Annotated in this window: 12 protein-coding genes; all 12 read left to right on the plus strand. The window is 67.7% G+C overall.

Annotated features, from left to right (window positions below; genetic code table 11):
• Positions 1-21 precede the first annotated feature (21 nt).
• Positions 22-558 carry a GNAT family N-acetyltransferase gene (locus IB227_RS04490; protein ID WP_132864712.1) on the plus strand — a complete coding sequence of 179 codons (537 nt, stop codon included), beginning with the start codon at positions 22-24 and terminating at the stop codon, positions 556-558.
• Complete coding sequence (locus IB227_RS04495) at positions 555-887, plus strand: non-heme iron oxygenase ferredoxin subunit (protein WP_192286465.1); 333 nt, start codon at positions 555-557, stop codon at positions 885-887. The genes IB227_RS04490 and IB227_RS04495 overlap by 4 nt, the downstream gene beginning before the upstream one ends.
• 314 nt (positions 888-1,201) lie before the next feature.
• Positions 1,202-1,615, plus strand: coding sequence for a hypothetical protein (locus tag IB227_RS04500; RefSeq protein WP_192286466.1), 414 nt, complete (start codon positions 1,202-1,204; stop codon positions 1,613-1,615).
• A 120-nt stretch (positions 1,616-1,735) separates the two neighbouring features.
• Positions 1,736-4,015: a TonB-dependent receptor gene (locus IB227_RS04505; RefSeq protein WP_192286467.1), complete on the plus strand. Its 2,280-nt coding sequence runs from the start codon at positions 1,736-1,738 to the stop codon at positions 4,013-4,015.
• Between the two features lie 64 nt (positions 4,016-4,079).
• Positions 4,080-4,772 carry a Fe2+-dependent dioxygenase gene (locus IB227_RS04510; RefSeq protein ID WP_192286468.1) on the plus strand — a complete coding sequence of 231 codons (693 nt, stop codon included), beginning with the start codon at positions 4,080-4,082 and terminating at the stop codon, positions 4,770-4,772.
• Between the two features lie 56 nt (positions 4,773-4,828).
• Entirely contained in the window at positions 4,829-5,485 is a 657-nt protein-coding gene (locus IB227_RS04515; RefSeq protein WP_225591703.1) for a tetratricopeptide repeat protein, read from the plus strand.
• Between the two features lie 115 nt (positions 5,486-5,600).
• Positions 5,601-6,002 carry a hypothetical protein gene (locus tag IB227_RS04520; protein WP_192286470.1) on the plus strand — a complete coding sequence of 134 codons (402 nt, stop codon included), beginning with the start codon at positions 5,601-5,603 and terminating at the stop codon, positions 6,000-6,002.
• Between the two features lie 125 nt (positions 6,003-6,127).
• Positions 6,128-8,533 carry a TonB-dependent receptor gene (locus tag IB227_RS04525; RefSeq protein ID WP_192286471.1) on the plus strand — a complete coding sequence of 802 codons (2,406 nt, stop codon included), beginning with the start codon at positions 6,128-6,130 and terminating at the stop codon, positions 8,531-8,533.
• 167 nt (positions 8,534-8,700) lie between these two features.
• Positions 8,701-9,774 carry an acyltransferase gene (locus IB227_RS04530; RefSeq protein WP_192286472.1) on the plus strand — a complete coding sequence of 358 codons (1,074 nt, stop codon included), beginning with the start codon at positions 8,701-8,703 and terminating at the stop codon, positions 9,772-9,774.
• An 80-nt stretch (positions 9,775-9,854) separates the two neighbouring features.
• A complete protein-coding gene (locus IB227_RS04535) occupies positions 9,855-10,499 on the plus strand; it encodes a PepSY-associated TM helix domain-containing protein (protein WP_243694003.1) in 645 nt (214 codons plus the stop codon).
• Between the two features lie 25 nt (positions 10,500-10,524).
• Positions 10,525-11,046: a DUF2271 domain-containing protein gene (locus IB227_RS04540; RefSeq protein ID WP_132864721.1), complete on the plus strand. Its 522-nt coding sequence runs from the start codon at positions 10,525-10,527 to the stop codon at positions 11,044-11,046.
• Between the two features lie 28 nt (positions 11,047-11,074).
• Positions 11,075-11,881, plus strand: coding sequence for a DUF4198 domain-containing protein (locus tag IB227_RS04545; RefSeq protein ID WP_192286473.1), 807 nt, complete (start codon positions 11,075-11,077; stop codon positions 11,879-11,881).
• The last annotated feature ends 70 nt before the right edge of the window (positions 11,882-11,951 follow it).

Raw genomic sequence — 11,951 nt, forward strand, 5'->3', positions numbered from 1 at the left:
CGCGCGCACTAGAATGTGGGGATGAACGAGCTGACTTTCCGTACCGCGACCGCCGCCGACATCCCGGCCCTGATTGAACTGGTGACTTCCGCCTACCGTGGCGATGCCTCCCGCGTCGGCTGGACCACCGAGGCCGACCTGCTCGATGGCCAGCGCGTGGACGCCGACGGCATCCTGGCCGACATCAACCGCGCGCGCAGCGTGGTCCTGCTGGCCGAACAGGACGGCCAGCTGATGGCCTGCTGCCATGTCGCCGATGAGAACGGCCACGGCTATTTCGGCATGTTCGCGGTCAACCCCAAGGCGCAGGGCGGCGGCGTCGGCAAGCAGGTGATGCAGTACGCCGAGCGCTTTGCCGCCGAACAGTGGCAGCTGCCGACCATGCAGATGACGGTGATCGACTGCCGCGACGAACTGATCGCCTTCTACGAACGCCGCGGGTACGTGCGCACCGGCATCAAGAAGCCCTTCCCCTACGGCGATGCCCGCTACGGCCTGCCCAAGCGCGATGACCTGCAGTTCGAAGTGCTGGAGAAGCCGCTGGGAGCGGCGGCATGAGCGAGACCTGGACCTTCATCTGCGCCAGCGGGGAACTGCTGCCCGGGGAAATGAAGACCGCCTTCGACGAGGTCACCGGTACCCCGCTGGTCGTCTTCAACCTCGATGGCGAGCTGTACGCCCTGGAAGACCAGTGCAGCCATGAGGAGTTCGAACTGTCCTCCGGCGTGATCGACCCGGCCGAGGGCAGCATCGAGTGCATCCTGCACGGTGCCCGCTTCGACATCCGCGATGGCCGCGCCCTGTGTGCGCCGGCCTATTCCCCAGTGCCCAAGTTCCCGGTCAAGCGCGAACACGGCGGCATCTGGTCGCGCGACGACCGCCACTGAGCCTGCAGGCCTCGCCCGCCGCCACGGCGGAGGCCGCTCGCCCGACAGGGCCACCGGGCAACGGCCGTCTGGCCGCCGGCTCCTGACGCGGGGGCCGGCGGCCAGACGGCCGTCGGCTGCTTGCCGCGCCCCCTTCCCCACTCCCCCTTTGGCCTGCCGGCCGGGCAGCGCCTGCCCGGGTGATTCGCCTGGCGTCATGGCCCGGCGGGCCCACTCAATATTGATAACGCAAACAATTCTCAATAAGATGCGCATCCATTGCGTCCTGCAATGATTTCTTAACACGCCTGTCTTCGATGCCCGCTTCCAGCGCCATGGCCATTCAGCGATTCGCCGCCCAGCTGCGGCAGCGCCAGCCGTGGCTGATGCTGGCACTGGGCCTGCTGATCGCCTGGGCGATGCTCGGCCATGCCGTGGCCGCGCCCGGCGCGTTGGCACCCAGCGCGTCCGTCGACCTGGTCAGTGCCCTCCCTGGCGGTGGCCAGCCCGGGGACCTGCCGGACATGGCTGCCATTTCCGAGTCCGGGGCCGAAAGCCTGCGCAGCGCGCGGCCACGTCCCGCGTCCACCGGCAGCCTGCCGCCGCGGGCCCTGCCGGCACCGCCCAGCCGCACGTTCCTGAGCGCAGCGACCGATACCCGCCTGCGCCAGGCGCTGGAAAGCGCACATCGCTATCCGCGTGCGCCCTACCTGCTGATCAATCGCGGCCACGCCCCTCCGCGGGCCTGAGCCCGTATCCACGCCGGTTCCGGCTGTCGCCGGCCACGCGTCTGCCTGATCCCCCGTTTCCGCTTTCCGCGCCGGCTCCCTGCCGTCGCCATCCTTTCGCCTACCCACAGAGTCTTTGCAATGAACCCTGCTCGTACTCCGCTGACGTCCGCCCTCCTGATCGCCATCGCCCCGTTGGCTGCCCACGCCGCCGACAGCGCCGACAATGGCGCCGACCCGCGCAAGGCCACCGACCTGGACAAGGTGCAGGTCCGCGGCAGCTGGTTCGCCCCTTCTTCGCCGAAGTTCACCGCTGACCTGCTGGACACCCCGAAGTCCGTGTCCATCGTCTCGGAGAAGCTGATCCAGCAAACCGGCGCGACCAGCCTGCAGGATGCCCTGCGCATGGTTCCGGGCATCACCTTCGGTGCCGGCGAAGGCGGCAACCCGACCGGCGACCGCCCCTTCATCCGTGGCTTCGACTCGCAGAGCAACATCTTCGTCGACGGCCTGCGCGACGTCGGCTCGCAGACCCGCGAGATCTTCGACCTGGAGCAGGTGGAAGTGGTCAAGGGCCCGAGCTCGGCCTATGGCGGTCGTGATTCCGGTGGTGGCAGCCTCAATCTGGTCAGCAAGACCCCGAAGCTGAAGAACGAGACCAGCGTCAGCATGGGCGCGGGCACCGACAGCTACGCGCGCGGCACCGTGGACAGCAACTACGTGCTCGGTGACGGCATCGCTGCCCGCCTGAACCTGATGAAGCACCAGTCCGACATTGCTGGCCGTGACGCCGCCAACGTCGATCGCTGGGGCATTGCGCCGTCGATCGCGTTCGGCCTGAACAGCCCGGCGCAGCTGATCGTGGGCCACTACCACATGGAAACCGACGACCTGCCCGACGCCGGCGGCTTCCCGTACAGCAACCCCTTCACCAGCGGCGCGAACGTCGCCAAGAACGGCGACGGCAGCCCGCTGGTGCCGGACCGCAACAACTACTACGGCCTGAAAGACCGCGATTTCCAGCGTACCCGCGCCGACATCAGTACCGTCGACGCCAGCTACGACTTCGGCGACCACAAGCTGCGCAACATCGCGCGCCTGGGCAACACCAGCAACGACTACCTGTGGACCCAGCCGGACGACAGCAAGGGCAACCCGAACCTGTACGGCACCCTGTGGCGCCGTACCAACGCCCGCGCCGTCGACCTGAAGAACTTCACCGACCAGTTGAGCCTGACCGGCAGCTTCACCACCGGCTCGCTCAAGCACAGCTACAGCACCGGCGTGGAGTACAGCGACGAGAAGATGACCCGCGGCACCTACCAGATGACGCCGGGCACCAACAATCCGCTCAACGGCAGCACCGCCTGCCCGACCACCGGCGCGGCCACCGGCTACAACTGCACCGACTTCAACAACCCCAACCCGAATGATCCGTGGTCGGCCAACCAGATCGTCTACCGCAGCAACAAGGCGCTCGACGTCCGCCAGACCACCAAGACCAAGTCGGTCTACGCGTTCGACACCATCGAGTTCAACGAACAGTGGTCGGTCAACCTGGGCCTGCGTTACGACGACTACTCCACCGAACAGGTTACCCCGGTGCTCGGCAAGGCCCCCACGGTGTTCAACAACGACAACGACTTCGTGAACTACCAGGCCGGCGTCGTGTTCAAGCCGGTCGCCAACGGCAGCATCTACCTGTCCTACGGCACCTCCTCGACCCCGCCGGGCATGGACGGTGGTGACGGCTCGGACGGCATCAATGCCGCCAACGCCGACCTGAAGCCACAGGAGACCAAGAACCTCGAACTGGGCACCAAGTGGGACCTGTTCGACAACCGCCTGAACCTGACCGCCGCCCTCTTCCACACCGAGCTGAACAACGCGCGCGTGGTGATCGACAACGGCACCACCCAGAACGCAGGCAAGAAGGTCATCGACGGCTTCGAGCTGGGCTTCACCGGCCAGCTGACCGACGCGTGGAGCATCTACGGCGGCTACACCTACCTGGATTCGGAGCTGAAGGACAATGGCTTCACCTGCTCGGTCTCCAGCCGCACCGGCTGCCCGGCACCGGGCGTGTGGATCCCGTCGCCGAACAACGGCAACCAGTTCCCGAACACCGCCAAGCACAGCGCCAACCTGTGGACGACCTACAGCTTCCCGTTCGGCCTGACCCTCGGCGCCGGTGCCACCTATTCGGACAAGCAGTACGGTGACGCTGCCAACCTCAAGTGGATCCCCAGCTACACCCGCTGGGACGCGATGGCCAGCTACGCCATCCAGGAGAACATCAGCCTGCAGTTGAACGTGCAGAACCTGAGCGACAAGGTGTACTTCACCAAGGCGTATGCTTCGCACTACGCCAGCATCGCTCCGGGCCGCTCGGCCACGCTGGCACTGAACGTCACGTTCTGATCGCGCTGGACCGCTCCACCCGCCCCCGGCCTCGTGCCGGGGGCTTCGCATCAAGGGAATACTCATGCTGCTGCACATCCCCGACGTACTCACGCGCGAACAGGTCGCACTCGCCCGCCAGCGCCTGCAGGATGCGGGCTGGGCCGACGGCAAGGCCACCGCCGGCTACCAGTCGGCGCAGGCCAAGCGGAACCTGCAGCTTCCCGAATCCGATCCGGTCGCGCGTGCGCTGGGGTCGATGGTCCTGGATGCCATCGGCCGCAACGACACCTTCTTCGCCGCCGCCTTGCCGCGACGCGTGTACCCACCGCTGTTCAACTGCTACCGCGAAGGCGAAACCTTCGGCTTCCACGTCGACAACGCCATCCGCTACGACCACATCAGCCGGCCCGATGACCCGCAACCGGTCCGCACCGACCTGTCGGCGACGCTGTTCCTGTCCGATCCGGATGAGTACGACGGGGGCGAACTGGTCATCGAGGACACCTACGGCAACCAGCGGGTCAAACTTCCCGCCGGGCACATGGTGCTGTACCCCGGGACCAGCCTGCACCAGGTGACCCCGGTGACGCGCGGTGCGCGCCTGGCATCGTTCTTCTGGATCCAGTCGATGGTGCGCGACGACGGCCATCGCCGCCTGCTGTGGGAGCTGGACCTGTCCATCCGTGGCCTCACCGGCGACCATCCCCAGCACCCGTCATTGGTCAGCCTGACCGGCGTTTACCACAACCTGCTGCGGCAATGGGCCGAAGCGTGAGCACCGCGCTGCAGGACCTCCAGTCGTTGCTGCGGCAACTCCCGGACAACCCGGCCATGGTCATGGCCGAGCTCGAGCAGCGCGCGCAGCGCGGTGAGGTGCTGGCCCAGTTCCTGCTCGGCCAAGCCTGCATGGAAGGCCGTGGCCGCGACATCGATGCCGGAGCGGGCATGGCCTGGTTCGAGCGCGCCGCCAATGGTGGACTGGCGCAGGCGATGAACATGCTCGGCCGCTGCCACGAGCTCGGCCACGGTACGCCGGTCAACCATGAACTGGCCGCGGTCTGGTATCGCCAGGCCGCCGATGGTGGCCTGGACTGGGGGATGTACAACCTTGCCAATCTGCTTGCCACCGGACGCGGGCTGGCCAGGGACGAGGGCGCCGCCTATGCGCTCTACCTGCGTGCCGCCCAGGCCGGCCACGCCAAGTCGATGAACCTGGTCGGCCGCTGCCTGGAGGAAGGCCGCGGCGTCGCCGCCGATCCCGCCGCCGCACCTGCCTGGTACCTGCGCTCGGCCGAAGCCGGCGACTTCCGTGGCCAGGCCAGCCACGCTTCCCTGCTGCTGGCGGCCGGCGAGGTGGATGCCGCCGTGCACTGGCTGAGGAAGGCATTGGCCAATGGCAGCCCCTCATTCATCGCGGCAATCCGTCCACAACTGGCGGCCTCGCCCCATGCGGCGATCCGTGCCCTGGTTACAGGTCAGGCGATGTGATGGCCAACGGTCATCATTGATAGTGGTTATCATTTGCAAAAGCTAACGCGTCCCATCTAAAATTCCCGCCCGAAACGCATGGCCTTCCTGTCGTGCGCATCACCGGGGATTTCACGTGTACCAGCTGCAGCGCCAACAGGACGTGGCCATCGTCGCGCATCGCGCCAGCGCGATCCGCCCGGTGGCGTTGTGCGCGTTGCTGCTGCTGTCGCTGCTCGCCTCGCTGTGGCAGCATGGCACCCACCTGCCACGCCTGGGCGGCGCCCAGAGCACCTGCGCCACGGCGGGCGAGGAACGTGGCGAAACCCCGCTCGAAGAACAGGGCCCGGCCAAGCTGCGCCGGGCCGCCCCCCTGCATGCGGCGCGTGCCGCCCTGCCCCATCCCGGGTTCCTGCCGCGTCGTGCCGCCGTTGCACGCGCCGTCGCACCCCTGCCAATCCCCGCCGCATCGCATCAAGCCCCGCCCGCCCTGCACAGTCCGCGCCAACAGCGCGGGCAGGCACCGCCACTGGCCTGACTGCGTCACCACGGGCCGGGTCCGGCCCTGGCTCCCTGCTCCTTCCTGCCGCAGCAGCGGCCGCACGCCAGCGCGTGCGGCACCGGCCTGCGCACCGCTCATCCATCTTTCCCGAGGTTGCTTCCATGGCTGCCAGCCATCGTCGTCGTGCGTCCGTTTCCCGCCACCTGCTCACCGCCGCCGTGCTCGGCGCGCTATCCGTCTCCGCCCACGCCAGTGGCACCGGGGCCCCCACCACGCTGGACAAGGTGGTGGTCACCGCCGCCGGCTTTGAACAGAAGATCGTCGATGCGCCGGCCAGCATCAGCGTGGTCAGCCGCGAGGAACTCGCGCTGCGCCCCTACACCAGCCTGATCGACGCACTGCGTGACGTCGAAGGCATCGACGTGGGCATGGAAACCACCGACAAGAACGGCCGCGCCACCATCTCCATGCGCGGCATGCCGTCGGAATACACCCTGGTCCTGATCGACGGCCGCCGCCAGAGCAACGTCGGCAACCTGTACCCCAACAACTTCGGCGGCGGCCAGTTCGCCTACCTGCCGCCGCTCGATGCCATCGAACGCATCGAAGTGGTGCGCGGCCCGATGTCCACGCTGTACGGCGCCGACGCGATGGGCGGCGTGATCAACGTCATCACCCGCCGCAACAAGGGGCAGTGGAGCGGTTCGTTCACCCAGGGTTTCACCGTGCAACAGGACAGCCAGTTCGGCGACGCCCGCACCAGCGACCTGTATCTCAGCGGCCCGCTGGTCAAGGACACGCTGGGCCTGACCGTGCGCGGCAGCTGGTATGACAGTGACGAATCCTCGCCGGAGTGGTCGGCCCTGCCGCTGCCCGATGGCAGCAGCTGGGAGCGCGCGCTCGGTTTCGGCGGTGGCGGCAAGGCCGTGGCCAACACCAACTGGAACACGGGCATGCGCCTGGACTGGAGCGTGTCGGAGAACCACAGCCTGTGGTTGGACTATGACCTCTCCCGCCAGAAGTACGACAACAGCAAGGGCCAGACCGGCACCCTGGACGGGCTGGAGAGCCTGTGGCGCAGCGGCGTGGCCACCATTCCCAACGGCAGTGGCGGCACCACCAGCCGCCGCGTGGTGCAGCCGCGCGTGGGCTATACCGCCTACCAGCGCTACGAACTGGACCAGCTCGCCCTGACCCACCAGGGTCGCTATGACTTCGGCACCTGGCAGACCAGCCTGGCCCGCACCCAGAGCAACAACCTCGGTCGCTCGCTGCCGTTGACGCTGGAAGAGCGCGCCGACCTGCAGACCCTGTGGAACGACGTCTGCAGCCGCCGCGGCCAGGCCGCCAACTGCAACATGACCAACGGCAACGTCTCGATCCTCAACGATGCCGAACGCGCCCGCCTGCAGGCCTTCCTGCCGCGCCCGCTGCGCACCATGGAACTGGACGCGCTGGTGCTGGACACCCTGCTGGACCTGCAGTTCGGCGCGCACCAGCTCACCCTGGGCGGCCAGTACAACAACACCGACATGACCGACGGCGTGTTCGGCATGGACGGCGGCGGCTACAAGGACAACGTCAAGCAGAAGCACCGCACCTGGTCGGTGTTCGCCGAGGACAACTGGTCGCTGGCCGAGCGCCTCACCGCCACGCTCGGCCTGCGCTATGACCACCACAACATCTTCGGCAGCCATGTCAGCCCGCGCGCCTACCTGGTGTGGAACGCCAGCGATGCCTGGACCGTGAAGGGTGGCATCAGCACCGGCTACAAGACCCCGCGCCCGGACCAGCTGTTCCCCGGCGTCACCGGCTTCGGCGGCCAGGGCGTGATCCCGATGGTGGGCTCGCCCAACCTCAAGCCGGAAACCAGCACCAACTACGAGATCGCCAGCTACTACGAGGGTGAGCGCTGGGGCTTCAACGCCACCGCCTTCTTCAACCGCTTCGAGGACAAGATCGCCAGCGGCGGCAGCTACCCGAACTGCGAGGTCGCCCCGGCCGGCGGTGGCTATTGCGTCGATGTCGGCCCGGGCTGGGCAGCGCTGGGCTACAGCGTCTTCGGCCAGAGCGTGAACCTGGACAAGGCCGAGACCCGCGGCGTCGAGCTGGCCAGCCATGTCGACCTGCTCGCCAACCTGCAGCTGCGCGGCAACTACACCTGGACCAAGAGCGAGCAGACCAGCGGCACCGGCAAGGGCCTGCCGATCGCCGGCAACCCCGCCAAGCACATGGCCAATGCCAGCCTCAACTGGCAGATCAGCGATGCGCTGAGCCTGTCGCTGATCGGCGAAGGCCGCTACGACCGCTACCGCGACACCCTGCCGGACGCCAACGGCAACCCACAGACCCGCTATTACGAGGACTACACCCTCTTCCATCTCGGCGGCAGCTGGAAGGCCACCCCCTGGCTGACCTTCAACGCACGCGTGAACAACCTGTTCGACAAGGACTTCGTTTCGCAGTCGTGCCTGCTGACCTCGCCCAGCGAGTACAGCTGCGTGGACGACTACGCGGTCAAGGAGCAGCGTCGCAGCTACTGGATCTCGCTCAACGCGCGCTTCTGAGCCGTTGCCCGCCGCCGCCCCCACGACGGGCGGCGGCAGGGCCCGTGCCGCACCCGTACAGGCCCTGTTCCGGCCGCTGAACCGTGGCGGCCGGCGGCGCCGTCCACCTGCAACACGCGGCGCGGGCACGATGCTAGAGTCCGCACACTCTGAGCTTCCCCGTCGTGATGGCCACCCGCCCTTTTCATTCCATCCAGGCGTTGCGCGCCATTGCCGCCCTGCTGGTGGTGCTGTTCCACCTGCAGATCGTGGAGGACAAGTACACCGCCGGCATGCCGCTGCTGCCGGGCTTCATCCGCCATGCCGACAGTGGCGTGGACCTGTTCTTCGTGCTGTCCGGTTTCGTGATGACCACCATCGCCGCCGGCAGCTATGGCTCGCCGCGTCAGGCCGGGCGTTTCCTGGTGCGACGCAGCTGGCGCGTGCTGCCGCCCTACTGGTTCTACACCAGCGTGGTGCTGGCTTTGATGCTCCTCGCCCCGGGCATCGCCAACAGCGCCTACAGGCACCAGGACATCCTTGCCTCGTACCTGCTCTGGCCACAGACGCAGTTGCCCCTGCTGACCGTCGGCTGGACCCTGATCCACGAGATGTTCTTCTACCTGGTGATGGCCGGGATGATCGCCTTCGCGCGCGAGACCTGGTTGCCGGCCCTGCTGCTTGGCTGGGGTGCCCTGACCCTGGCGGCACACTTCCTGCTCGATGCCGGTGCGCCATGGCAGCAGGTCGCCAGCAGCCCGCTGACACTGGAATTCATTGCCGGCGCACTGGTCGGGCTGTACTGGAGGCACCTGCCCGCGCCCATGGCCTTGCCGGTGGCCGTTGCCGGCGCGCTGGGCCTGGCCGGCGCGATGCTGCTGTTGTCCGAAGCCGGCGGCCCGCCCCCTTCCATGGCAATGCGCCTGTATGCCTTCGGCCTGCCGGCGGCCCTGCTCACGCTGGGGCTGGTGCGCTGGGAACGTGCCGGATCGCCCCGGGTCCCGCTTCCATTGCTGCGGATCGGCGACAGTTCCTACTCGCTGTACCTGAGCCATGTGTTCGTGATCTCCGCCGCCGGGCGGCTCTGGCAGGCGAGCGGCTGGAACCACGGCCCCTGCCAGTCCGGGGCCTTCATCGCGCTCACCGTCCTGGCCTGCATCGGCGCCGGCTGGGCCTCCTGGCGCTGGCTCGAGCAACCCTTGCAACGCCTGCGTCCGGGCCGACGCACGCCGCGACCCGATACCGCGGCGGCCAGCGGGTGAGGCCGCGATACAATTCGATACAAATTGCGAATCATTCTCATTAATGATCTAATTCCCGGTCTCTCATCCGCTTCGTTCCCGTGTCCGCAGACCGCGCTTCCACCAACACCGTGCAGCAACAGGCCAGCCGCGGCTTCTGGCTGCGCACGCTGCACCAGTGGCACTGGATCAGTTCGGCGGTCTGCCTGATCGGCATGTTGCTGTTCTCCATCACCGGCATCACCCTCAACCACGCCTCGAAGATCGAAGCCAAGCCGCAGGTACAGAACCTGCAGTTGGAGCTGCCGGCGCCGGTGCTCAAGGCGCTGGGCACGCGCGAGGATGGCAACGCGCCGCTGCCGGCACGGGTCTCGGACTGGCTGTCGGCGCGGCTGGACGTCTCCATCGGCCAACGCCCGGCCGAGTGGTCGCCCGAAGAGGTCTACCTGTCCATGCCCGGGCCTGGTGCCGATGCGTGGCTGAGCATCGACCGCCAGACCGGCGCGGTGGAGTTCGAGAAGACCCGCCGTGGCTGGGTGTCCTACTTCAACGACCTGCACAAGGGCCGCAACGCCGGACCGGGTTGGGGCTGGTTCCTGGACCTGTTCGCCGTGGCCTGCCTGGTGTTCTGCATCACCGGCCTGTTCCTGCTGCATCTGCACGCGCGGCAGCGGCGCATGACCTGGCCGCTGGTCGGCCTGGGCCTGCTGATCCCGCTGCTGATCGCCCTGCTCCTTATCCACTGATCGTCATTCCTCCCGGAGTCGCACCATGCGCGTCACCCTGACCATCGCCCTGAGCGGCCTGATCGCCACCGCCCCGGCCGCCTACGCCGCCAGCCTCGACGTCAACGTCGAAGTGCCCAAGCTCAACGTCGCCGAATACCACCGCCCGTATGTCGCGGTGTGGATCGAGGGTGCCGACCAGAAGGTCGCCGCCAACCTGTCGGTCTGGTACCAGCTGCGCGACACCGCCGAGGGCCATGGCACCAAGTGGCTGCCGGACCTGCGCCAGTGGTGGCGCAAGAGCGGCCGCACCCTGCAGGTGCCGGTCGATGGCGTCACCGGCCCGACCCGCCCGGTCGGCAAGCACCAGCTCAGCTTCAACGACCGCCAGCCGCAGCTGCGCGGCCTGCCCGCCGGCCAGTACACCCTGGTGGTGGAAGCCGCCCGCGAGGTCGGTGGCCGCGAGCTGCTCAAGATCCCCTTCACCTGGCCGGCGCGCAGCGTCCAGAACGGCAGTGCCCAGGGCACGTCCGAACTCGGCGCCGTCACCCTGTCCGTCAAGCCCTGATCCGCACCACCGCACTGGAGCCCACCGAATGAAGCGTTCCCTCCTGATTGCCGCCGCCATCGCCGCGCTGGTTCCGTTCACTGCCTCGGCCCACAAGGCCTGGCTGCAGCCGTCGCAGACCGTCATCTCCGGCACCAACCCGTGGATCACCGTGGACGCGGCCGTCTCCAACGACCTGTTCTACTTCAACCACGTGCCGCTGCGCATCGACAACCTGGTGATCACCGCACCGGACGGCAGCACCGTGCAGCCGCAGAACGTGGCCACCGGCAAGTACCGCAGCGTGTTCGACGTCGAACTCACCCAGCAGGGCACCTACCGTCTGGCCAACGTCAACGCCGGCCTCTCGGCCACCTGGCAGGAAGATGGCAAGCCCAAGCGCTGGCGCGGCAACGCCGAGAAGTTCGCCACCGAAGTGCCGAAGAACGCACCGGAGCTGAAGGTCTCCGAGACCGCCGGGCGGGTCGAGACCTTCGTCACCAACGGCGCACCGAACGACACCGCGCTCAAGCCGACCGGCAAGGGCCTGGAGATGGTGGCCGTGGGCCACCCGAACGACCTGTTCGCCGGCGAGGCCGCCAGGTTCCGCCTGCTGGTGGACGGCAAGCCGCAGGCCGGCCTGGAAGTGGAGATCACCCGCGGCGGCACCCGTTACCGCAACGCGCAGGAAGAGATCAAGGTCACCACCGACGCCAACGGCGAGTTCTCGGTGACCTGGCCGGAAGCCGGCATGTACTGGCTGGAAACCGGCACCGAGGACAACCAGACCACGGTCGCCCAGGCCAACGTGCGTCGCCTGACCTATGTCGCCACGCTGGAAGTGCTGCCGCAGTAAGCAATTGCTCAAAGTCCCTCTCCCGCCTGCGGGAGAGGGGTTGGGGTGAGGGCACGAGGAGCGGCCCCGT

Origin of the sequence: Stenotrophomonas sp. STM01, from assembly GCF_014852135.1 — a bacterium.
GTDB classification, from domain to species: Bacteria; Pseudomonadota; Gammaproteobacteria; order Xanthomonadales; family Xanthomonadaceae; genus Stenotrophomonas; species Stenotrophomonas capsici.

What these genes read in the sequence shown, in the direction of transcription:
- IB227_RS04490 (WP_132864712.1), top strand. Translation starts at nt 22, where the DNA reads ATGAACGAGCTGACTTTCCGTACCGCGACCGCCGCCGACATCCCGGCC.
- IB227_RS04495 (WP_192286465.1), top strand. Translation starts at nt 555, where the DNA reads ATGAGCGAGACCTGGACCTTCATCTGCGCCAGCGGGGAACTGCTGCCC.
- IB227_RS04500 (WP_192286466.1), top strand. Translation starts at nt 1,202, where the DNA reads ATGGCCATTCAGCGATTCGCCGCCCAGCTGCGGCAGCGCCAGCCGTGG.
- IB227_RS04505 (WP_192286467.1), top strand. Translation starts at nt 1,736, where the DNA reads ATGAACCCTGCTCGTACTCCGCTGACGTCCGCCCTCCTGATCGCCATC.
- IB227_RS04510 (WP_192286468.1), top strand. Translation starts at nt 4,080, where the DNA reads ATGCTGCTGCACATCCCCGACGTACTCACGCGCGAACAGGTCGCACTC.
- IB227_RS04515 (WP_225591703.1), top strand. Translation starts at nt 4,829, where the DNA reads ATGGTCATGGCCGAGCTCGAGCAGCGCGCGCAGCGCGGTGAGGTGCTG.
- IB227_RS04525 (WP_192286471.1), top strand. Translation starts at nt 6,128, where the DNA reads ATGGCTGCCAGCCATCGTCGTCGTGCGTCCGTTTCCCGCCACCTGCTC.
- IB227_RS04530 (WP_192286472.1), top strand. Translation starts at nt 8,701, where the DNA reads ATGGCCACCCGCCCTTTTCATTCCATCCAGGCGTTGCGCGCCATTGCC.
- IB227_RS04540 (WP_132864721.1), top strand. Translation starts at nt 10,525, where the DNA reads ATGCGCGTCACCCTGACCATCGCCCTGAGCGGCCTGATCGCCACCGCC.
- IB227_RS04545 (WP_192286473.1), top strand. Translation starts at nt 11,075, where the DNA reads ATGAAGCGTTCCCTCCTGATTGCCGCCGCCATCGCCGCGCTGGTTCCG.